The 24,215-nt window shown below is 37.9% G+C and carries 11 protein-coding genes; 5 read left to right on the top strand and 6 right to left on the bottom strand.

Annotation, left to right across the window (positions count from 1 at the left end; translation table 11 throughout):
- Positions 1–27 precede the first annotated feature (27 nt).
- The 5 genes from B4Z47_RS14510 (at position 28) to B4Z47_RS14490 (ending at position 9,077) form a co-directional block, all read left to right on the top strand.
- Positions 28–3,396, top strand: a complete 3,369-nt coding sequence (locus tag B4Z47_RS14510; protein ID WP_070561003.1) for a tetratricopeptide repeat protein — start codon at positions 28–30, stop codon at positions 3,394–3,396.
- Positions 3,397–3,402: 6 nt separating this feature from the next.
- Complete coding sequence (locus tag B4Z47_RS14505; RefSeq protein WP_286727431.1) at positions 3,403–4,242, top strand: sugar-binding domain-containing protein; 840 nt, start codon at positions 3,403–3,405, stop codon at positions 4,240–4,242.
- A 6-nt stretch (positions 4,243–4,248) separates the two neighbouring features.
- Positions 4,249–6,186 carry a glycoside hydrolase family 2 TIM barrel-domain containing protein gene (locus tag B4Z47_RS14500; protein ID WP_286727430.1) on the top strand — a complete coding sequence of 646 codons (1,938 nt, stop codon included), beginning with the start codon at positions 4,249–4,251 and terminating at the stop codon, positions 6,184–6,186.
- A 328-nt stretch (positions 6,187–6,514) separates the two neighbouring features.
- Positions 6,515–7,711: an ankyrin repeat domain-containing protein gene (locus B4Z47_RS14495; protein ID WP_070561005.1), complete on the top strand. Its 1,197-nt coding sequence runs from the start codon at positions 6,515–6,517 to the stop codon at positions 7,709–7,711.
- Positions 7,712–7,730: 19 nt separating this feature from the next.
- A complete protein-coding gene (locus B4Z47_RS14490) occupies positions 7,731–9,077 on the top strand; it encodes an ankyrin repeat domain-containing protein (RefSeq protein ID WP_070561007.1) in 1,347 nt (448 codons plus the stop codon).
- 452 nt (positions 9,078–9,529) lie between these two features.
- On the opposite strand, the gene B4Z47_RS14485 is transcribed toward B4Z47_RS14490, so the two are convergent.
- Genes B4Z47_RS14485 through brxC form a run of 6 tightly spaced genes read right to left on the bottom strand, consistent with a single transcriptional unit; the run spans position 9,530 to position 24,215 of the window.
- Positions 9,530–11,509, bottom strand: a complete 1,980-nt coding sequence (locus tag B4Z47_RS14485) for a hypothetical protein (protein ID WP_070561009.1) — start codon at positions 11,507–11,509, stop codon at positions 9,530–9,532.
- Positions 11,510–11,528: 19 nt separating this feature from the next.
- Positions 11,529–13,568 carry a BREX system Lon protease-like protein BrxL gene (brxL, locus tag B4Z47_RS14480; protein ID WP_070561011.1) on the bottom strand — a complete coding sequence of 680 codons (2,040 nt, stop codon included), beginning with the start codon at positions 13,566–13,568 and terminating at the stop codon, positions 11,529–11,531.
- 11 nt (positions 13,569–13,579) lie between these two features.
- Positions 13,580–16,081 carry a BREX-1 system phosphatase PglZ type A gene (gene pglZ / locus B4Z47_RS14475; RefSeq protein ID WP_070561013.1) on the bottom strand — a complete coding sequence of 834 codons (2,502 nt, stop codon included), beginning with the start codon at positions 16,079–16,081 and terminating at the stop codon, positions 13,580–13,582.
- A 32-nt stretch (positions 16,082–16,113) separates the two neighbouring features.
- The gene (locus B4Z47_RS14470) at positions 16,114–17,118 is read right to left on the bottom strand and encodes a PDDEXK nuclease domain-containing protein (RefSeq protein ID WP_070561015.1); all 1,005 of its coding nucleotides are present in this window, start codon (positions 17,116–17,118) and stop codon (positions 16,114–16,116) included.
- Positions 17,115–20,648 (bottom strand): BREX-1 system adenine-specific DNA-methyltransferase PglX, encoded by a 3,534-nt coding sequence (gene pglX, locus B4Z47_RS14465; RefSeq protein ID WP_070561017.1) that lies wholly within the window; start codon positions 20,646–20,648, stop codon positions 17,115–17,117. The genes B4Z47_RS14470 and pglX overlap by 4 nt, the downstream gene beginning before the upstream one ends.
- 3 nt (positions 20,649–20,651) lie before the next feature.
- On the bottom strand, positions 20,652–24,215 hold the full coding sequence (gene brxC, locus B4Z47_RS14460; protein WP_070561019.1) for a BREX system P-loop protein BrxC: 3,564 nt from the start codon (positions 24,213–24,215) through the stop codon (positions 20,652–20,654).

Raw genomic sequence — 24,215 nt, 5'->3', positions numbered from 1 at the left:
ATATAAACCTATTAGCGTATTAAGAAAATGACAGAATTGACTCGTTACCTCATAAAATCAACAGTGGATCAAAAAGGGATCGTAAAAGCATGGGAGGAGCAAGTTGCTATTCCAACATACGAGATTGGAACGATGGAGAAGAATCCCATATTTGCAGAAAAACGCGTATATCAAGGTAGCTCAGGGGTAGTATATCCCTATCCAATCATAGAGAAAATTAGCGATCAGAAGCGAAACAAGATCTATCAGGCGCTATTTCTTGAAAATGAATATATTAAGGTAATGATTCTTCCAGCCTTAGGTGGGCGGGTTCATATGGCTTATGATAAAGTCAGAGAACGGCATTTTGTTTATTATAATGAAGTGATCAAGCCGGCTTTGGTAGGGCTTACTGGCCCTTGGATTTCGGGGGGGATTGAATTCAATTGGCCACAGCATCATCGACCGACTACTTTCATGCCAACAGAGCATTTAATCGAACACAATAGCGATGGAAGCATTACGGTTTGGTGCAACGAAATCGAACGTATGTTTCGGATGAAGGCCATGCAGGGATTTACTTTGCATCCCGATAAAGCATATCTAGAGATTAAGGTTCAGGTATATAATCGGACAGCATTGCCACAAACCTTTCTGTGGTGGGCCAATCCGGCTGTTGTTGTGAATGATGACTATTTTTCCGTCTTCCCTCCCGATGTCAATGCCGTTTTTGATCATGGAAAGCGAGAGGTTTCCTCTTTTCCGATTGCTACGGGGACCTACTACAAGTACGATTACTCAGCTGGTGTTGATATAGCACAATACAAGAATATTCCTGTTCCGACATCCTATATGGCCATTCAATCGAAATACAATTTCGTTGGCGGCTATGAGGCCGGTGAGACCAATGCGGGGATGTTGCATGTGGCCGATCATCACATTTCACCCGGGAAAAAACAGTGGACCTGGGGAAATGGTGATTTTGGTGTCGCCTGGGATAGAAATTTGACCGATGAAAATGGACCGTACATAGAATTGATGGCCGGTGTATATACCGATAATCAGCCTGATTTTGCTTGGTTACAACCCTATGAAGTGAAATCCTGGTCTCAGTATTTTATGCCTTACGCAGAAGTCGGACAGGTGAAAAATGCAACAAAAGATGTGGTGCTCAATATGGAGGTTAGGGAGCAGACCGCTCACATTGTCTTATATACAACGGGGACGTATGAAGGTATACGTATTTTGTTACGCAATATGGCAGGTAAAATCTATTTGGACGAACAAACGGACTGTGCTCCTCGGAATATTTATACCCAAAGTGTTGCTGGATTGGACAGTGATCCAACCGAACTCCTATTGACTGTGTACGATAAAAATAACCATGAAATATTGGTCTACCAGCAAGAGGAGGCAAAGGATGCTAAAGACATACCCAAACCAGCACAGGCAGCATTGCTACCCGAAGATATTCGTTCTATCGAAGAATTGTTTTTGACGGGACAGCATTTGGAACAGTACCGACATGCAACTTATAATCCATTGGATTATTATAAGGAAGCGCTGCGACGTGAACCGAACGATATCCGATGTAATAATGCAATGGGTGTTTTCTTGTTGCGAAGCGGTAAGATAAAGGAGTCTATTCCTTATTTTGAGACCGCTATCGCACGCGCTACGGAGCGTAATCCCAATCCTTATGATGGAGAACCTTATTACAACCTAGGTGTAGCTCTGCAACTATCTGGGGATTTGAATGGAGCTTATTCAGCTTTCTACAAAGCAACATGGAATGCAGCCTGGAAGGACTCTGGCTATTTTGGTTTGGCACAAATTGATGCAAAGAGAGGCGATTGGAAAGCTGCTTTGGAAAAAATAGATCACTCATTGAGCCGAAACTGGTATCACCACAAAGGACGACAGCTGAAGGCCTCTATTTTAAGAAAACTTGGGGTAAAAGATGCCGCTTTAGCATTTATTCAGGAATCAATGGAATTGGATCCCTTTAATATGGGCTGTCGATTCGAATGGTACCTGTTAAATAAAGAAGAATCCATTTTTTCTCCTATTCTCGATTTAGCGCGTGTAAATATTCATAGTGTGATTGAGTACGCATTGGATTTTGCGCATGCCGGTCTGTATGAAGAAGCATCGTTACTGCTGGAAAAAACCATTGAAGACGTAAGCTTAGTATACCCTATGGTATATTATACACTAGGTTATTTTGCGACCCAGTTAGGCTTGCGCGACAGGGCAAAGAGTTACTGTGATCAGGCCATGACTATGGATCCTACCTATTGTTTTCCAAATCGTTTGGAAGAGATTGCAATTCTCCGACATGCCATCGGTTTAAATAGTGCTGACGCAAAAGCCTCGTATTATTTGGGCAATCTTTGGTATGGAAAAAGGCAGCATCAGGATGCTGTTGACTGTTGGGAGCATGCTATCCAATTGGATGGACAGTTTCCTACCGTTTTTCGCAATTTGGCCTTAGCTTATTATAATCGGATAGATAAGAAGAAAGAAGCCGTGCCCCTATTGGAGAGCGCATTTTCATTGGATGAAACTGATGCACGTTTACTCATGGAGCTTCATCAGCTCTACAAGAAGGAGGGACGCTCTTACAAAGAAAGGTTGGCCCTGCTCGATCGATATCCGGATTTGGTGACGCTTAGAGATGATCTATTTTTGGAGCGGATCACCCTATTTAATCTCTTGGGTGAATATGAGAGCGCGAAAACGTTGCTTGCTTCCCGGCAGTTTAAGCCCTGGGAAGGAGGGGAAGGTAAGGTCTCTCGTCAATACACGATATGTCAGCTCGAATTGGCCAAAAAATCGATACTGCAAAATGAACTGCAGCAGGCGCTTTCCTTGCTAAAGGCGCTTGATTATTATCCACATAACCTTGGTGAAGGTAAGCTGATTACAATGGAAGAAAACGATGTTCACTATTATAAAGGACTCGTCTATCGTTTATTGAGTATGGACGAAGAAGCTAAAGTTTATTTCCATAAAGCAACAGAAGGTGTTGATGAACCCCAGCAGGCCCTTTTCTATAATGATCCACAACCAGATAAGATATTTTATCAAGGTTTAGCTTGGCATGAGCTTGGTGATCCAGTGCGAGCTGAACAACGTTTTCAATGTTTAATAGATCATGGAAAGTTATTTATTGACAAGCCCTTTAAAATAGATTATTTTGCAGTTTCCTTGCCTGATATGGATATTTGGGAGGAAGATCTGGATCATAAGAATAAAATACATTGTTTGTATGTCATGGGATTGGGGTATTTGGGGAATGGAGATCGTGCTTTGGCAATGCATTATTTAGCACAAGTCCAGCAGTTGGATCCCAATCACCAAGGGAGCCAGGCTATTATGTATTCTTTCTTAGGTGAAACTTCTTTAAAGAATTAATTCAGTATGTATCGCTATATCATTGTATTCGTCGTTCTATTTCAAAGTTATACGGTCTGGGCAGATGGACTAAATCGCCTTGATCTTGCAGGAGAGTGGAAAGTTCGGCTTGATCCCGAAGATGTCGGTATCGAGCATGGTTGGGCCGGTAAATCGTTCGAAACATCGATCAGATTACCAGGAACAACTGATGATGCGAGTTTAGGAACCGTAAATACGTTGACACCTGCTCTTGCCAAACCTCAGCTTTCGCATCTAACGCGAGCACATCGTTATGTGGGGGCAGCATGGTATACACGGGAACTTTCAATCCCCGCAGGTTGGGCAGGTAAGGAGATGATCTTAACCCTCGAGCGTGTTCTTTGGGAGTCTATGGTTTGGATCGACGGGATAGCAGTAGTACAAAAGCAACGTAGCCTTGTCAGTCCGCATGAGTTTGACTTAAGTTCCCTACTGAAAACAGGAAAGAAGCATCGGTTGACAATCCGCATAGATAACAGGAAGAAGCTTCCAATTAGCGTTGATGATATGGCGCATGCTTATACCGATCACACCCAAATTATTTGGAATGGCATTCTTGGAAAGATTGCTATTCAGGCCTACGATGCGGTGCGTCTGAAGTCTGTGTATGCGAGCTCTAATCTAGCGAAAAAGGAAATCAATCTGCAGATCAATCTCCGTAATAGACTTGCAAAGGCCGTTGTCGGGAAACTGAAAATAAAGGTAAAAGACAAAATGGGGTCCCTACCACCAGTTGAAAGAGCCATTCAGCTGTCGCCAGGGGATTCAGCGATCAATCTAAACTACCTTCTTGGTGACAAACTGAAACTTTGGAGCGAATTTTAACCGCATTTGTACGACATCAGTCTGGAATTGAAAACCATAAATGCCGTATCAACATTGAATACCTCAATAGGTATGCGTGAGCTTTCTACAGATGGGACCATGCTAAAAGTCAATGGTGAGCCTTTATTTTTGAGGGGAACATTGGAATGCAGTATCTTTCCGTTAACGGGACATCCGCCGATGGATAAAGCCGGTTGGAGAAAAGTCTTTGTGACAGCGCGCGAATGGGGGTTAAATCATCTGAGGTTTCATTCATGGTGTCCTCCTGAGGCGGCCTTTGCTGTTGCTGACGAACTGGGATTCTATCTTCAAATTGAGTTGCCAATCTGGGAGAATAATCTTGGTAAAGATGAGGGAGTGATGAATTTTCTCTATGAAGAGGCCGATCGAATAATGCAGACTTATGGAAATCATCCGTCCTTTTGTTTTTGGAGTATGGGTAATGAGTTGAGTGGTGATTTCAATGCGCTGAATGCTCTGGTAAAATACGTAAAGGAAAAAGACAAACGGCATCTTTATACGGCAACTTCTTTTACATTCCAGCAAGGGCATGGTGTGAAGGAAGAACCCTATGATGATTATCTGATCACCCAATGGACAGCCAAGGGCTGGGTACGGGGACAAGGTGTATTTAATAGCGAAGCACCTACATTCAATAAAAACTACAGCAATTCTTTGGAAGGAATTTCGATTCCGGTCGTGACACACGAAATTGGACAATATGCGGTCTATCCCAATCTCGCCGAAATCAAAAAATATAAAGGTGTTTTAAAACCGTTAAACTTCATTTCTGTAGCAGAAGATCTAAAACAAAAAGGATTATTGCATAAGGCCAGCGCATATACGATGTCCTCAGGAAAATTGGCAGCTATTCTGTACAAAGAGGAGATGGAAAGAGCATTGAAGACACCGGGTATCAGTGGTTATCAGCTCCTTGATCTTCACGATTTCCCTGGTCAGGGAACGGCATTGGTGGGCTTATTAGATGCTTTTTGGGACAGCAAACATATTCTCTCAGCGGCAGAATTTCGCCAATTTAGCGCTCCAGTAGTGCCTTTGCTCCAGTTTGCGAAAGCTGTATATACCAACGATGAAACGTTCAAAGCTTCTATAGATGTGAGTAATTATGGACAGGAGATTTTGAAGGATCAAGGGATTAGTTGGTTCCTGAAAGATGCAGGAAAAATAATCGCACAGGGACATTTTCAGTCAACCATTGGAAAGGGACATCAAGGCAATGTGGGGCATTTAGAAGTACCATTACAAACAATTAGACAGGCGAAGAAATTGACGATTCAACTTAAACTTGAGGGTACTTCGTACGAAAACCATTGGAATATTTGGGTGTATCCTCAAAAGGTAGCCGTTAATTTTGGGGAAGTCAGCTATACGCGCGAATTGGGGGAAGCAATGCGCTTGCTGAAAGAAGGGAAAAAAGTACTTTTAAATCCCGATTGGAAGAAAATAAACGGTATTGAAGGGAAGTTCGTTCCTGTTTTTTGGAGCCCGGTACATTTTCCAAAACAGGCCGGTACAATGGGCTTGCTTTGTGACCCTAAACATCCTGTATTTGCCGATTTCCCAACATATAATCATACAGATTGGCAATGGTGGGATCTCCAAATTAAATCGACTACGATGATTACGGATCAGGTCAAAGGTGGACATGCAGTTGTAGAACTCATTGATAACTTTGCCAATAATAGAAAATTAGCATCTCTTTTTGAAGGGACGGTAGGATCAGGCAAGCTGATGATCGCTTCGTTTGATCTGGAGGCGGATCTAGCCGATAGGCCCGTTGCAAGACAGCTGTTGAGCTCCATCTTAACGTATATGAACAGTACAAAGTTTAGGCCTAAAGTGATCGAAAATCCAGCTATGCTATCGCAGGTGTTGCGCTACAAAGAAGCGCAAGAAAAATCCGAACCCAAAGAGATCTATTAGTTAGAAGATCGCTTTGGGAAAATTTAACGCATCAGCCTAAGGCTAATCGTTCAACTTCATCCGCTATTGCAGAATTATATGCCAAAGGTCTGTGACAGGATACATCCTGTTACAGACCTTTGGCATAAATCAATTATAGACTAACTTTCAATCTGATATAGTTGAAAGCCACTCCATTTTCCGGAGTAACTTTTTTATATTCCTGCAGTTTAAAGGCTTATGGTGATTCTGTTGTTATTATCAAGTGCCTGTTATACTATTTTTCTAGTTAAATCGTTTTCAATTTAATCATGCGGATTTCTTTTCTTTAGATTAACAGAAGTAAAAAATGACAAATAATGAATTAAGAACGCTTGCTGAATTTTCACGTAAAGGTGAAATCGCGGAGATGGAACGGATTGTTGCAGCAGCAAATAGTAGAGTTGACTTTCACGATTACGAATTGAATAGTTTAGTTAGCCAATTGATTAGAGCCCAGCATTACGGAGTCTTGGACCATTTTGTAAAAAAAGGACTAATCTCAACTGATCTATACGATTATGATCGTTTTAGCACATCCGTGATTAATACGCTATTCAAACCTCAGATTGCATCCGAAGTGCAGCTTGAAGCCCATTTAATTTGGATGAAAGGCTATTTAGCACAGATAGATGATATCAACGAAGAAGTAGGTGGCATTACTTTATTGGAATATGCATTACAGGAAAATGTGGTTATTCCTTTCTTAAAGCTTATTTTTGAGGCAGGTGCCGACCTGCAGCGGATGGATCAGTATGGACAAACGTTGCTTTTTAAAGTTTGTAGTCTACGTATGCAGTCCAATGAACGTATTAGCGAGCTCGTAGACTGGCTGTTAGTTGAAGGTTTAGACCCGAATATCGGCAATGTTGAACAAAAAACAGCCCTGCACATGGCTGTTGATACATTGAAAACTGATGTTGTGATTAAATTACTCAATGCGGGAGCAGATCCAGGGCTAAAGGATTGGCATGGCGAAAGTTCATTTTATTATGCAGCAGTAAGGCATTTTAATCCAGATCTGCTCGTTCCCCTTCTCAATTATGGAAGTCCAGATTTTCATAGCGTCAATAAACAAGGAGAAAACCTACTCAATGCATTCCTTCGCATGATGCATACGGATAGCGAGACTAATCTGAGTGTGCTGATCTTACTTTTGGAACATGGGGCAGATTTGACAGCTGCATCACTTTGGTATCAGAAAGAAAAAACAGGCGTAGATTGGCTAGCAGAAAAATCACTCCTAGTTGTACAGGAAATTATGGACAAAGGATATCTAGATCTCAGTTATGCGGATAACGAGGGTAATACACTATTGCATAAAATTTGTCAAGTAAACCTCAATTACGATGAAAATAGAGCCCGAGACCTTTATAAAAAAGTAAAATATCTTGTCGGTGAAGGAATCGATCCTCAATTGGAAAATGTAATGGATAAAAAAGCTGTCGATTATGCTATGGAGGATAATATAAAGGTAAAGACAGTCGAATGGTTATTAAAACAATAAAAAAGCAGAAAAAATTGTTATGTCTCAGTCATTTATAATAGCGTGTGAAAGCGGAAAACGTAAAATAGCGGAAATATTATTGGAGAAAAATCAAGTTGATGTATCTTACACTGATGAAATGGGACGGACAGCATTGCATTATGCGGCGCATCGAGGTTATTTGGATTTGGTGAGAAAGCTGGTTGAGGCTGGAGCCACAGTGGACTACGAGGATCATCGGGGGGAAACCCCCTTATATTTTGCCCTGTTACAAAAGCAAAAACAAACAGCAGTCTATTTATTGGAAAATAATGCTAATATTCTGATCAACGACTTTTTGGGAAATAGCTTGCTCCATATTACAGCTCGAACAGGGCAACAGGAAATGGCTGAAAAACTGATTGCACAGGGATTAGACGTAAACGTATTGAACAATAGTGCTGAATCACCATTACTATTGGCTGTGCAGGCAAAATACCCGCCAGTGGTACAGCTGCTTATTGAAAATGGTGCTCGTGTAGATATCTCTGACAAGGAGGGCAATACGGCCTTAAATTTGGCGGTGGTACAGGGCTCCGTTCCTATTGTCAATATGTTGTTGGATAATGGTGCATCTGTCAATATCCTGAATGACTTAAGTGAAGGTCCCTTGCTGCTCGCAGTAAAAAACGGAAACCGTATTCTTGCTCAGAAGTTACTGGAGCAAGGGAGCGATATTTTTGCTGAATCTGCCGAGGGAATTTCTCCTGTGTGGTATGTTTGTAATAGCAATCAAAAAGAGCTTCTCGCTTTATTTTTAGAAAGAGGCCTCTCTGCAGATTATGCACGTCCTGTAGACTCATTTGATGGAAAGGACGGTAAATATTTGGAAAGGTTGATCGAACGGACAGGGGGGCGTATCTTTATTCTTGGTTTTGAACCTCATTATGCAGGAGAAACATTACTGCATACAGCTACAAAAATGGGTTATCTGTCTTTGGTCAAACAACTTTTAGACAGTGGTGCAACAATTGATAAGCAGGATGCTACCGGCAACACTGCGCTTCATTATGCTGCTGCCTATGGTAAAAAGGATGTGTTGCGGTATCTCTTATCTAATGGCTCCGTTACAGATATAACGAATGTATTGGAACAGAAAGCAATAGATTATTCCAATATGCAAGGATTTAATGAAATAACGGCATTATTGATTGATGCCGGCGCACAGACCGATCCCCTAAAAGGTGAGCCCGTCCTTCCAGGGAAAAAAGTGTTCACTGAACCCTTATCAAATGTGGATATGGGAATGAAGAAAAAGGCTCTATTTGATTTAAAAGATCTGTTGGACGCGGGAATTATAAACCAGGAGGAATTTGACGCGGAAAAAGCGAAAATTTTAAAGAATTAAATTTTATTGAAAGCCCCTTTAAAAATCTGTTTGCCTGTTTCCTGAATTTGGTATTAGGCACTTAGATAAAAACTAAAAAAGCGACTCTTTTGAAGTCGCTTTTTGTAGCCCGTAGGGGAATAATACCTTACGAGCATCGACCTTATTTTCAGTCATTTACAAACACTCTGTTCCCTTACTCCCCGAATCGCTCACTGGTTTGACATACATTTTAGCTGCAATTGCTATATGTAAATATATAGATTCTTTAGAATAAAATAATGGAAAATATTTCTGCCTTGAAACGTTCAAAGTCGAATAGGGTCTTTTCTTTCATGACCGTGTCATCTGAATATAAATAATCTTCTTGAATTATTCCATTTACACAGTTTAGGCTACAGTCTCGCAAAGACTAACAAAAAGTTAAAAAGTCGTTGGTTGGATCAACGACTTTTATCAATTAAAGGAACATGCTAGTTAACCTTCAACCCTTTGGAAATTAATTCAGCAATAACATCAAGAGAATCATCTCCTTCCAATATTTCTTTAAACTTATTTTTAACCGAGCTATCCTTTACTTTAGATAATAACACGTCTCCTATTTTTTTAGATTTCAATTCGTCAGGTGTTTTAGGTGAGATTCCTGTTAATAACAATAATTCATCCTTATAAGCCATAAAAGGATCATATAACTTTTGGAAAGTTCTTCCTACAGCGCCATAGAATTGGCTTAATTCAGGATTATCATTTTGGTCAAGTCCGTTTTTAAGTATATGTTTAGTAGCAATACCAGGGTAAGGATCTATATAATAAATATTTCTCACACCTAATTGAAAAGCTTTTTTAGAACACAACTCACAGGGGCTTGCTGTGGTAAAAAGATTGCCACCTAAGAGTGGTTCTCCGCCATATTTCACGATTTGCATCATTGCATTTTCTTCAGCATGTAGAGATCTGGTATGCACTTGATTTTTCTCGAATTCGTAAGAGTTTTGATGGCTTTTAAAACAAAAACTACAATTTCTGCCTTCTAAACTTTCGTTATGAAGTGTTGAAAAATCACTTTTTGCCAACTCTTTAAAAGGAATACTCTTATCCTTATTGATTTTCACCAAGCCTTCTTTTTCATAATCAGAAAAATGATTCGGATTCTTAACCTCATCTTCAATCAAATCCTTTAAATTTCGGAGGTTACATGGTAATTGTTTTTCAGGCACGTCATTCCATCCTATTGCCTTAACAGAAAAATTACTATCCGTAACGACAGCGCCAACTTGTCGAGAAATACATCCAGAATTCAATTTTGCATTGAAAGCGATCTGCATACACCTTTCTACTGCGGATGGAGTAATAATACCTGGTTGCTGGACAAGTGCTAAAAATTTAACAACTTGCCTATCTAAATTAAACACAGTACTATCTAAAGATAGATGATATTCACTTTTTTGAATACAGTTCTCGATATCGGGATATCCAAATTCACCTTTTGTAAATGAACTTCCTGAATATTCTGCTTCGTCCAATTTCATTATTTCTTTAAAATGAGAATTTTCAGTTTTCAAGCCTGTTTTTAATGAAAGAGATTCAATTCTATTTCCTTCAACCATATTTGTTGATAGCATGTAAAAAGCCGAATACTTCTCTTTAAAAAACATAAGCTCAAGTGAATTTTTTAAAGAATCAATAACGATTTTCGTTTTACCGTCATTAGGATTATACCGTTTCCAAAGTTTAATAATTGAGTTTATTGTTTCTGCTACGGTGTAAATATGTTTAGTATCAATATTTTCTGTTCCTTGATTCCATACAGTTCCGTAACACCGTAAATTATTTCCCAAATCATGCAGCAACCTCGACCGATTAGTAGGATGTTGTTGGAATAGTATATTGAAAAACTTGTCAGAAAATGGCTTAAATAAACCAAAGTATAATGCATATAATCGTTTACTTCTCTTACGTTTTAAGTAAGAGTTTAGATCAGAATCTATTTCTGAGAGATATGTATGCCAGCGAGAATCTTTATTCAATAACTCTTTAAGCTCATCAAAATTATCAGTAACATCAAACCTATTAGTAAAAATTTGACCAAAATGACCACTTTTCCCATTTTGACCAATCACGTTAATTACTTGATCTATAACTGAAGAAATAATAGCACTTGAGCCAGCTTTAACAATTGATTCATGTAACAGATGTAATAAAATTATTGACTTATACTCAACTACTTCATAAGCATTAAAATTGCCAGGAAACCTTAAAAAGTCATAGCATATTTTGCTCTTGATATCTTCTGGATTATCCATATTAAGATTCCATTTGCTAATATCAATTTTATCGATAAAACTTTTATCAGATAAAATTTTTGCTACTTCAGAACATCCAGAGCCAATACGACCTGTCAATCCAATGATTGTGAAATTCTTTCTTAGTGAATATAATGTGTCTAATTTCATAATTTAGGTTTATATTTTATTATTTCTCTACAACATACATCGTAAACTCCTTACAGATCCGCTTCTCCTGAAAGTACTCCGAAAAATCCAACATACCACCAGTACGCTGCCATATATCCAATCCACGCCCCAAAGCGATAACCCACCCTGTATCGAGGCTTATACTACGATCGTGAATATTATCATCAAATTCATACGTAAAATCTACATCCATAGACTCTAATGACTCTTTCAAATCATCGAACGTATCAATCATCTCCGAAATTTTATCGTCCGTATTAAATGTCTTCAAATGAATTTTGATTGTATTTTCAGACACACGCTTAGACAAAACCAAGCGCACAAGCTCCATGAAATTCCGTACCTGATAAGGCATACGAATATAAGGATCGACAATTTCAATACTTTTAGCTCCAACTAAATATTCACCGAACAACTTGTCATAACTAATATTCGATTGGTTCTCGCGAACATTCACCGTCCGTCCCGCCAGCTTGGGTGAAGATTTAATAGAATCAATCCGTCGCTCTTCATAATTCACTTCAATATTAGCACTAAACTTAGAACCAGCGTCACCGTCATAAATTACATCTTTAGGAACCCCATATTCTATCTCCTCCAATGTTTGGACTTCAAACTTATTTCCATCCATAGAAACGTACTCAAAATAAACAGGGTCATCATTGAAAGTCTCGTCCATTTTAATGAGCTGATTCTTTACCCGTTTTCGCGATTCAATAGCGAAATCCAATAGAAGCTTAGCATCATCCTTTGATAAATGAAGATCTGGAAAGATAATCTTTACCAATCCCGAAAAAGTTTTTTCAATGGCCGTTTTATCCCGAGTAGTTATCGACGACGAGAGCGTAAAATACTGTTGATACAATTTACTATGATCTTCCTTACGCAAAGCTTTCAATACCTCAGCTAAGTAGTCAACAATAAACCCAAAATCACTAGTAAAAAGATCATTACGGAGCTTAGAAACTTCCCATCCTGGTAAATATGCATGAATACGATCCAAAAAGGCCGTATCATGGTAATCCTTAGGGAGTGCATCAAATAAATGAGAATGCTTGATCATGTACGAGACAGAATGATCCGTATTACCGACAAAGACCATAGACGCCTCTGCTTGATACACATCAGTTCCTCTAGAAAAAGACTTGTTGGCCATGTAGTTCTTCATAATATCTACTAAGCCACGGTCTACTTTTTTAGTTTTCCCCGCAAATTCATCATAAGCGATTACGTCCCAATACCCGACCAATCCAATATTCCCATTAGAATTATTTACAAAAAGCTTAGCCTTTGACACCTCACCACCAGAAATTAAGATACCATGAGGCGATAGCTCCGAAAATACATGAGATTTCCCAGTTCCTTTGGGGCCCAACTCAATCAAATTATAATTATTCTCGGTGAAAGGAATCAAGCGACATAGTTGGATCAGTTTTGATCGAAGTGAAAATTCTTCCGGATTCAACCCTATAGACTGCATCAGCAAGTCTATCCATTCCTCCATACTAAAATCTTTTCTCAGATCCTTGTATTCCCCGACATCGACCATCGATATCTGAATAGGCTTTACATTTTCAATAATCCAAGGTGTTGTATTCCGCTCCTCAACAGCCATGTAGGCCATATTGATCAATGACCATACACCTTCAGAAAGCAACTTCGGATTTTTCTGAACAAAATCATCATTGATCGGGATATTCACTAATCCCAGATTGCTAAACCTTGCCTCATAACGGTCCGCTTTATCATTAAGTTTGACGGAGATCTTGTCAATAATACGATGAGTTCCTTTTTCACGAATCTTAGACTTAATAGACTCCGATTCATCCCTATGAACAAAATGTTGGCTTATAATATTTTTGACTGTCTCAATGCCAGCTTGAATAGTCTCTTCATTATCTGTTGCACAGTATTGACCAAGTAAATATTCTAGCACATAGTTAGGTACTATAGCATTACCTTTAATTTTTTGAGTTAAATCTTTACGAACGACCTTTCCTCCAAAAACAGCATTAATCTTTTGATCCAAATTTTTCATAATCTAGGAAATTAAAAATCATCAAAATCATTCATCATACCTAACGATAATGTGAACTTATATTGATTATAAGGTTTCCACTGAGTCGACTCCGCTATTTGTTCTTCGACAAACAACCATACATTCTGATGTCGCTGGATAGTGGTAGAAAACTTAAAGGTGTAGGAAACCTCTCTATCCTCAGCTCGAGACATCTCAGAATCAAACATATGCTGAAAAACATCACTAATAACTTGGGTTTTTCCATTTTCTTCAATACCAAAGTAAGCCTTCAATTGACGACCAATTAACCGAGAGGATATAGCTTCAGACTGATAAAATTTTATTGGATGGATATTAGTCGTTATTCGATTATTACTTTTATTAATAATATCCACCGACACCTGGGTCAAAGTATCTTCTCGCAGTTTAGACACATATAATAAAGGTACAACAGTCTCTTGTAAAGATGCTCCACCGTGGACAAATCGACTTCCAGCTCCTTGTCTCCGCAGTCGGTTCATACCCTTCGGAATCAATACAGTTGCATCAGAGTGAATACCCACATTGCAGGCATCAAACTTTAATACCGTATTATTATAGCTTAAGTCATGTCCGATAACAAATCGCCTATTGCTTTTACTAATGGTTCCAGAAATCTGTGCATCTATAAAATCAGATTCGTCTATAGAATCATGCTGATAAATAAAACCATGATCTGCAGTGATCAAGATATAGGAAATGTTAAAACTGGTTATACGTTGAATCAACTTTAACAAATGTTCAATTTCATCTCTACCAGCATCAAATACTTTTTCTTCTGTCACCTTGTCATCACCCATCTTATCAATTATATTATGATACACATAGACAACATCATGGTTTTGGACTAAAGCCTTAGCTTCTTCAGATTTCACTTTATACGAAGCCAGCTCTTCTGCACTGATAGTAGTTGCACTTACTTTCCCAATATCAGTTAGGATTTTCTTCCGTGGAGCCAAACCTTTTGTCGCCAATCCATCAATATAGATATCATCCCCATCACCAAATGACAGCCGTTTATGTGGTAATAAGCTGGCCATCCCCAATTGCGTATAGGAAGGCAGTCCGGTAACTTGATAATCTAAAACTGATTTAAACCGGTTGCGCTGATTGATGGCATCGTGCAATTCTTGCCCAATTTCATAACGCAAGGCATCAGATATAATCACAAATACCTTACGGTTATGATCCAAGTACTTTCGTTTAACATTTTTTTTGTAGAAATTAAACTGGCTCTTATCTCCCAGATACCAATCCTTTTCTTTCTCAATGGTATACTGCCATTGCTCTGACAGCTCTAACAACCATTTATTCGTGTATAACCTTTCAATTTCGATATATAATGATTGTAGCACACTTCCATGTTCAACCTGACGTAATAATTCGATAAACTGCCTATAAAGCTGGTCAACTTTATAATAAGCTTGAGTATATAAGTTAAAACCGTCAGCTAATGTATCAATGCCTTTCAAATCTATTTCTTCGACAAGATCCATCAATGATACAGCTTTTTCAATAGCCAAATAGTAGGATTTATATTTTTCAAACCAATGCTTGGATAAGCGCTTCTTAATAACTTCCTGAATGCGGGGGGTATTGTAAGTACGATCAACAGCTTTTTGTACCAAGTCTTTTATGATCCATTTCTCTATGCTTTCGAATAAATCATCCTCCAGCAAATCTTCTAACACCAAGGAATCTAATAGTTGACGAATTTGCAGATCCTCACTTATTCGATGAGAAAGTGAATCATAGCTGTTGTGAAAAGATCGCAGATCTTTCCACCGAGAGAGAGCAACTTTAGCCGAATTCAACACCTGAGACTCACCACATAATGGTTTGAAGCTATATTTAAATAACTGCAGCAAAAAATCATACAATTGCTGCGACGGATTATCTATGCCATAATGATTCATAATCTGTTCCCAAAAATGATCGCTTAAATCATATTTTAGCAAACTGCTTTCATACTCTTTAATACTTTCTTCAACAAAAGCTTGTGTATAATCGCGCAACAAATCATCAATATCACTTGAATTAGAACCAAACAAAACTTGGATCAACTTATTATTCAATACAACATCGCTATCAGATGCTACTACTAATTGTTTAAATTTTGCGGTTCTTTCCTTACTACGAAAGAATGACTGATTTCTTTTAATCCAGTTCTGCTGCGCTAGTGGTAGTTCCAATTCTTGAAGTAACATAGCTTCTTGATTGGTCTGAAAGATATGCTGGGACAATTCGATATCTAACAACCAATTATCTTCATCAGCTGGTCTAGCATAGGGCATATATAACAAAAACTTTTGCTTAGGTTCTTGATGCAGTATGCGATATTTAACGGCTAATTCATCATTAGATATTTTGAGCACCGAAACGTTGGGCATAGCAAAATCCACAAGCTCTTCTGTAAAGGTTTGTTCTGGATCATACCACACGACGATACGATGTTGATTATATAATTTTTCTAAACTCTTTTCTATTTTCATTCTCTTTATAAAAAATAAAATCAATACTTAGGCTAATCATCACCAAGTATTTGCTTTACTTTGTTTTCCAACTGCTTCTGATCGGGTAGGTAGAGCTGATATTTTGATACGAATATTTTAGAAGATAAACCGCCTGTTGCATATTTTACGAGAAACTCATGCTTATCTTTTGCAATGATTATTCCGATAGGCTCACGATCTCCTTCTGTATTTTCTTCTTCTTTAAAATAATTCAAATACAGATTCATTTGTCCAATATCTTGATGCTTCACCTTCTGTGTTTTCAGGTCGATTAAGACAAAACATTTGAGTATCCGATGATAAAACACCAAATCAATATAAAAATGCTGGTTATCTACAGTGATCTTATATTGACGGGCTACGAAAGAGAATCCTTTGCCTAATTCCAACAAAAACTGCTGTAAGTTATCAATAAGTTTAGTTTCCAACTGCCGCTCTTTAACCAGTTGCTCTTCCGGCAATCCAAGAAATTCAAATATGTAGGGATCTTTGATGATATCGCTAGCACCTTCTATAAGCTGGCCTTTCTCTGACAGAGCCAAAACTTGTTCTTTATCTTTACTGAGCGCTAGCCTTTCGAATAATGAGGCATTTATTTGCCGTCTCATTTCCCGTGCACCCCAATTTTCGGCAATTGTTTGCTTTTCATAAAAGGCTCGAGCAAGGTCGTCAGAAACAGTCAGCAACTCCGCATAATGGCTCCAACTCAATTTTCCGGACACTGTCTGGAAAATTGGATATTGAAGATAAAACTGCCGACATAAATATAGATTACTCTTACCGAAACCCTTGCCATAGGCCAATCTTAGATCTTTAGAGAGATTGGTAAGTAGCGAGCTACCATATTCAGCCTTCTCTTTTCCATGTTGTTCAAATTCAACAATATGTCGACCGATCTCCCAATTGGCAGCAACCAGCTCGCGATTTACAGCTATAGCAGCGTTTTCACGTTTCTCTTGAAGCGTAACACCAATATCTTCGATCAGCTTTTTGTAAGTTTTATCTACCTGTTTCATCTAATCGTACTTGTATCTATCCAATCAAATCCCTTTACTTTATTTTTTGTTTTGACATCATTTAGCCCAGCTACTGGGGCTATGGCATGCCCAAACTTATTATAATTGACCAATACACCATCATCTAGATCTATGCTGGTACGTTCGCCAGCCAAAGGATACAAAATATCATGTTCATAGGCTTCACAATCTCGCAATATATCTCGTAATTTACCTTGGCGCTTGTGTGCTTTACCTTGTTCAGATGCCGATCCGGTAACAATGATATCTTGTTGTCGCGCAATATCATTACGTACCTTCTCCATAAAGGGACGTAAATAAGAGTTCAAGATATGATTAAGTGTATCCTGCGTGTAGCGGTGCATATAGATAAGCACATTAAAATGCCCCTTCGGTGATGAAAACTGCCAATAGATAGGACGCTTTTTATACCGCTTAATATGATCTTTGTAAAAGTCCTTAGTCAAATACTTCCGAAGATCCTTACCCAATACCTCTTCTATATACTGCATATTTTCGGTATAAGATTGCTCTCCCCATACAGCTCGGATAAATACCTTTACACGATTGACGATATCATCATCAAACCATTCTTCTTCCAATACTGGTATAACATTATCGGCGTCAGGCACAAATTGCAATTGATCAATCGTCTTTTCTACCTTACTTAAATAATCCGGGATTGTTTCCCCTTGATTGGCAAGTATTAGCCCTTCCTTATCCAAAGAATATCGACCAAATACACATCCTATAGCATACGATAACAACTGCGCTATCAATTCTTTTTCTTGAAACACCAGCTGATTGTCGATAATCTTCGTCTCTTCTTTTAAAATAGTAACTTCTTCAAATGGAACATTAGGTATCAATTCGTCTTCCAAACCGTAGATCTCGATAAACTGTTTATTGAGTTTTTCTTCGATACTATGGAGTTGCAAAAAATTATCTTTCCAATATCGTTTATACAAGTTGCAAGCATTTTTAAGGTTTTGTCCTTTGTCCCGGAGCAACTCATTTTTCATAAAACTCCATGAGCACTCGTTTGAATTCCATTCTATGTTAGATATTTGGAGACATTCTTTGGTAAGTTCTTCAATTTTGAAATTTTGAAGTATCAATGGTGAAATAGGTAATCTGTCTAAATCACTCAGATTGAAACTAAGTGTAGGATTCAGTACGTTTTGAAAATAATTAGAAACTTTAGAATTTAAGAAAGCCAATAAATTAATATTTTCTGTAAAAATCATCGGGGCTCTCGCCGCAAAAATTAATCCCTCATTTTGAAATCTATATGATGAATTGCCTCCTGCAACATCTCCCCATGAAATTCCTTTTTTAAAGTAAAGACCTGAATCCCTTAAACGGTAGTTGAGATTCGTAACATCTGAAAAATTATTTCCCTCCTTCTCTAAATGTAATACTTGTTTGAATCTACCAGTCCATTTTCTGAATCCTTCTTCTTTATTAAGCGGAAAAAAACGATACTTTTGATAGTTCACGCATTTAATATCTGAATATCCAAATCCAATTGATGTAAAACTTATTTCGCTCCAGTATCTTAAAAACCTATCATCATTCCCCGTCATTACTCCTGACTTAACGTTAAAATCTTTTGACAATGCATTTAGGTTTTCAAAGGAGAGGTACGTTTCTATACCCACCCAATACCCAATAGGATTGCCAGGAATTTTCTTAAAGTCATTTTGGTTGGCATTAAATAATAATATAGAATTTAATTTTTGTATAACTTCTAAAGTTTTTTCTTTCTTTAAATGAGAATTATCAAAATCAACTAATCTCAAATAAGTCCCCTTACAATAACTTTGACAATTCAAAAAAGTAAAAGCAGCATTCTGTACCACCTCACCACCAATTTCAGGAAATGTACGAGGTCCCAAATGCAAAAGTGTATCGAAATGCACGGTATCAATCAAATCTTTACGCAATTCTTCATAAGAACTTAAAAACATCCACGTGTGTTGATTAATCATACCTAACAAACCTTTCGATTGTAACGCGGCAATACCGGCTTCCATAAAACAAGCCATTAAATCAGCTTTGGATTTTGGATAATTAGTTTTCACAAAATCCCCTAATACAAGATTCATATTCCCACCGCCCATATATGGTGGATTATCTACCACACAGTGATATTTTTCTGCTAAAGGAACCAATTGTTGTAATGAATTCTTTAACTTTATCTGTATCTGTTGCTTGAATGCATCACTCGACTCGCCTTCATCTGCTAACTGTTTTTCAATAGCTTTTAATGTAGGTAGACTCGTATGGGGTTGGATTAAGGATCCTAAGTTGGTAGCCTGCTCTAAGGTTTGAAGATCATACTTGAATGCTTCTTTATTTTCTATACTATAATCGCTTAAGATACCAATCACATCCTCTTCAGAAAACTTGATGTCTTGGTAACATATGATTTGAGGCACCGCTGCTTTTCGAAAGAACCTACGATAATATTGTCTCGCTTTCATCGTGATCGCAAACGCTGCTAGTTGAGCAGCTCGATCATCTATTTCTAAACCATACAAATTGTTTTCAATAATCTTTGTTGGTATTTCTGATGCGCCATATCCTTCTTCTTCATAGATTTTCGCCAACAATTCAAAACCATAAACCAAAATATGGCCACTTCCGCAGGCTTGATCCAATAATTTAATATCTTCGACTGAATCAACTTGTAGATAATCTGCCGAGCTACCTTCTGCAGACTCGATATAATAGGGCATATGCTCTTTCAGTTTAGATTGCGGATTGTTTTGCAACCACAATTTACCAACTGTATTCTGAACCATATACTCCACAATCCAGCGAGGTGTGAATAATTGTGTACGTGCAGGAATATCTTCTTTTCTTACTTTTCCGCCCGCTGCAAACACCTCATCCTTTTTTTCTGAAATATAGAATTGATACAACCAGCCGATAATCTCAACTTCTGCACAATCGGACACCGACATACCTGCAACCATATCTGCCAATATAGAAAATGGTGATGTCAGGTCATCTGGTAATAATAATTCACTGTAATCGTCAATTCGCTCAAATAAAAACGGGAATATCCGATGCAAATCATTACATACAGCGATCAATACATGTCGGTATATCGTATTATCTGGGTTATTGGAGCTAATAACACCATTTAATACATCATTAATATATTGATGATCTATTTTAAGATCATCCGGGAATTGACCTGCATGAATATCATTTAAAATTTGAGGTATATTTCCGCCTATACCTTCAGCAGGTGATAAAATATTTACACCTAAGGGTTGAAATCCGTTGGCATCCATAAACCGTATGGCAACCAAACGATTGAACCAAGTGTAGGCTACTTTATCCACCAAAGCTTCACGTCCAAGTTTCTCTAGTTCAGTTTGTAACTGTCTAATCGTATCTTGCTTCGCGCGAAGACTACCACTATCATCTTTTAACACAGCCTCCAACTTACCATCGACCAAGGTACTGAGCTTTTTCCTAGCCTCTTGCGCAAAACGCTTTAATTGTACTGTATCCATGTATTAGTTTAAGTTAATTTTACGTTGCTGTGCAATCTGATCTAATAATACTTTACGCAGTTCACCAAGGTATTCCTCCACATCCTCACTCGTTTCAATATGTGCTTTAGGTGGTTTCACTTTCTTTAGTGTAGTCGATAGGGTGATAAATACTTCCTTTGGCTCTCGGACTGTATTTCCTAAAACATCACTTTCATTGTAAGTTTCCGTCTTCTTTGTGGGCGAAGTTGGTATTTGGAATCGAGCAATATCATTTAATTGTCTATTGTATAACTCTCCTATACCATAGGACATATTCTGTAAAACACTAATAAAACGTTCTTGTTGAGCATCCCTCAATTTATTCAGCAAAGGTTGCAATACCATATTTTGCTGTTCTAAGCTCAAATTTTGATATAGTTTATCAGCCTTTAATAAGGATATATAGTTTTCCAGCTTAAGAATAACCTCTGCACGCATTTCATTTTGAGCGTCAGTAATACGTTCAGACAACAGACCTACAGCCTGCTTAGCATCTCTTATAAGTGTTCCTGCATAAGGCTTCTCATGCTGTTGAACCTCATTCAACAAATCAAGTTCCTTATCACATTCAACATATTTGAGGTTACTATTATTGTCACTTAAAAAAACCGAAAGCTGTCGATAAATATTGGCTTGTTCGCTATTTATAAAACTTCGAATTTTATCAAGCACATCCTCTTTTGCATCTAACAAGTCATCTTCATAATCTTTAATAGAAGTTAGCAACTGATTGTAATCCATTACTGTCAAAGACTGCAGCTTGTCAAGCATTGGACTTAAACTCTTTACAAACGGAAAATGTATCTGTTGGTTCAATAACCGTTGGATTTCAGTAATCAATTCCGCCGCTTTCTCCTTAAAATATTTGGCAATCTCCTTAGCTTCTGTAGCAATGTTTGTATCCTCGAAAAGTTCCTTATGCAAGTCCTTTAATTGGCGTAGGTAACTACTGTCAATATCCTGTTGAGGCAAAATCAACGTATTATTCCAATGTTGATTATTATCCAGAGCCAACATAAATTGCTGATCATCCAAAATGTTTGTCGCCTGTTTGGGTTCTACTTTTCCACGTTTAAACAATTGTCCAACTAGGCAAAATGTGGAGATCATACGCCAACCATAGGGCTTTCCGTTGAAATGGCTTCGAAGATCGGTAAGCGTAGTACGCTCATTTTGATTTTTACGTCTGTTGATAAAATTCAGCACCTCTTGCTCTGCTTGAGATACTGTACTGATATCGCCTCCAAACAAATTAAGATTTAAACTACTGGACATTATTCTTCGCAATTGTGCTTCATCCAACACCGCATTACCCAACAATGATAGTTTTGGATAGGCTACCTTAATCAAATCTTGAGCAGATTCTATTAGTCTTGTTTTACCATCACTTGACGAGGATTTCGTATTCTCCGAACCATTAATATAGATCTGAGACCTTGCAATGAGATCATTAGCCATATCTTTTATACTCGTATTGCGAAGACTATTTTGTGATCCCTTTTCTCGTAATATACGTGCATAAGAGTCTGTATTAGAACTCGTATTATTCTTACGAACATAACTGTCAGTTTTTAAAAATGATCGTACCTCACGCATAAAGCGCTTATCTTCGGGCAATTTGATCATCATCAAAGTAGAATCCGATAAAGTCTTCGCTGAAAAATGGGAATCGTTCTTATACTCACTGTATTCAGAAGTGATAAAAGATAGCTGCAACTCATGGGATCTTCCTAAAGTCAAGCCATCTACAATTCTTGTATAATCAAAATCTTGTTTATTACCTAAAAACTTAAGTTTTCCTTCACGCAAAATACCATCAAAAAAGACTGAGGCTAAGTATTTGCTTACATCATCATCTTCAATACGAATATCCTTAATCTCTTCTTCGATGTCCTTTTCTTCATTAGTCAAATATTCGTAGATTTCACCGCGGCGTTGGATATAGGTTTCCTCTTCGAGCAGGGTAAGGGCTTGTTCTATTTCCTTACCAAACTCATTAATATTGATGTTTACATCTTCAGTAAGCAGGATCTGAATATTGCGAGCTGTAGTTTTAAAACTATCAAAATATTTAACTAAAAACAGCGCTTTTAGGATACGTATAGCCAGTTTGCTACGGTGCTCCAACTGATTGCTTGCCAACAATATCGCATTTTGCACTTCAGTACGTAAAGTTCCGGCAATACCATGGAACATCAAATCAAAAGTGACAAGGTTTCCAACCTGGAATGTATTGAGACTTTTTAAAACTTCCTGAAATACCCCCAACATCGAACGTTCACCTACGGATGCGTGCTTACCTTGGAACACGTTATGCCGAGACAAAGACTTAATACATTGCTGAAATAAATCGAATTGATAGGGAATAAATGGATATTTACTTACAAAATCTTCCTCATCACGATACAATTTAAATTGCATGCCGACTTCAGAAAAAGTCAATAATGTCCTTAAATTTGGGTGTTCTTGTTCATAAAGATCTCCGAAAAGAACCTCCCCTTCATTATTCTTTTCCAGTAAGCGACGTTCAATCACTTCATCAACATTCGATGAGGTTAAAGGTATCCGATTACTAAATCGTCCTTGAATTTTAGAAAAGTCATCTTTCTGTATTTGGCGATCATCACCAACTAAACTTTCTAAATCTTCCTGAGAAGTGACAAACACCCAGCTATTTCCTTGACATTTCGTATCCAAAGACTCGGCTATGGTCTGTAGGTTAAGCATCAACTTCGTGTTTTCAGCAATGTATTGCCCCACCTCATCCACAAAGAAGTTTAATCGAAATCCTTTTCCTTTTGAGTCTATATAGTCAGCGACTTTGTTTGCAAAATCTTCTATAGAAGCACGGTGCTTATCTTCCCATTGATCAAGATAATCTTCATACTTATCGGAATCAGTGTTATAGATATTACCCAAAGCGATAGCAATAGCCTCATTAATTAACGGGTCTACATAATCCTTACGAGCTTCAATCCAGGTCTTATCGAATTCCTTTTCAAACTCATCTTTAAACAACGCATACTTACCGTTCTTCTCCAAATAAGCCTCAAATTCCGCTATATGGGGCTGAAATCCATAAAAACCTTGATGATCAAAAAAAACTTTATAGAAAACCTGCAGCAAAGCATTTTGATCTGACTTACTGGTTATTTGAGCCTGTTGATCAATATTGAATAGAATACTTTCTGAAGGATGCTTTTCAATACTAGAAAGAATATCCGCCTTCAACTTTGGGTCATCTTTTACTTTATCTGCAAATAGACTACTCAAGCTTTCTTCACCGTATATCTTATTTTCAAGAACATAGCTCAATATTTTTAGTAAATGAGATTTACCTGAACCAAAGAAACCCGATATCCACACACCGTTAGTGCTTCCTTTTTCTTTATACGCTTCGAAGAAATTAGCGATCTTATTAGATATATCATTTGTAATTACGTATTCTGATACTTCATCATAGATATGATCCGTGTCATCAGCCTTGATGACAGTCTCAATAGGTCTATTATAATCTTTTAGAAAATATGAATTCAAATTGGCCAT

This window comes from Sphingobacterium sp. UBA2610 (genome assembly GCF_002339225.1).
Taxonomy (GTDB): Bacteria; Bacteroidota; Bacteroidia; order Sphingobacteriales; family Sphingobacteriaceae; genus Sphingobacterium; species Sphingobacterium multivorum.
The sequence above is the reverse complement of the archived record's forward strand: the minus strand, read 5'-3'. Positions and strand labels throughout refer to the sequence as shown.

Excerpts from the sequence above, each read along its gene's own strand:
- B4Z47_RS14510 (WP_070561003.1), top strand. The coding sequence starts at position 28 with ATGACAGAATTGACTCGTTACCTCATAAAATCAACAGTGGATCAAAAA.
- B4Z47_RS14505 (WP_286727431.1), top strand. The coding sequence starts at position 3,403 with ATGTATCGCTATATCATTGTATTCGTCGTTCTATTTCAAAGTTATACG.
- B4Z47_RS14495 (WP_070561005.1), top strand. The coding sequence starts at position 6,515 with ATGACAAATAATGAATTAAGAACGCTTGCTGAATTTTCACGTAAAGGT.
- B4Z47_RS14490 (WP_070561007.1), top strand. The coding sequence starts at position 7,731 with ATGTCTCAGTCATTTATAATAGCGTGTGAAAGCGGAAAACGTAAAATA.
- B4Z47_RS14485 (WP_070561009.1), bottom strand. The coding sequence starts at position 11,509 with ATGAAATTAGACACATTATATTCACTAAGAAAGAATTTCACAATCATT.
- brxL (WP_070561011.1), bottom strand. The coding sequence starts at position 13,568 with ATGAAAAATTTGGATCAAAAGATTAATGCTGTTTTTGGAGGAAAGGTC.
- pglZ (WP_070561013.1), bottom strand. The coding sequence starts at position 16,081 with ATGAAAATAGAAAAGAGTTTAGAAAAATTATATAATCAACATCGTATC.
- B4Z47_RS14470 (WP_070561015.1), bottom strand. The coding sequence starts at position 17,118 with ATGAAACAGGTAGATAAAACTTACAAAAAGCTGATCGAAGATATTGGT.
- pglX (WP_070561017.1), bottom strand. The coding sequence starts at position 20,648 with ATGGATACAGTACAATTAAAGCGTTTTGCGCAAGAGGCTAGGAAAAAG.
- brxC (WP_070561019.1), bottom strand. The coding sequence starts at position 24,215 with ATGGCCAATTTGAATTCATATTTTCTAAAAGATTATAATAGACCTATT.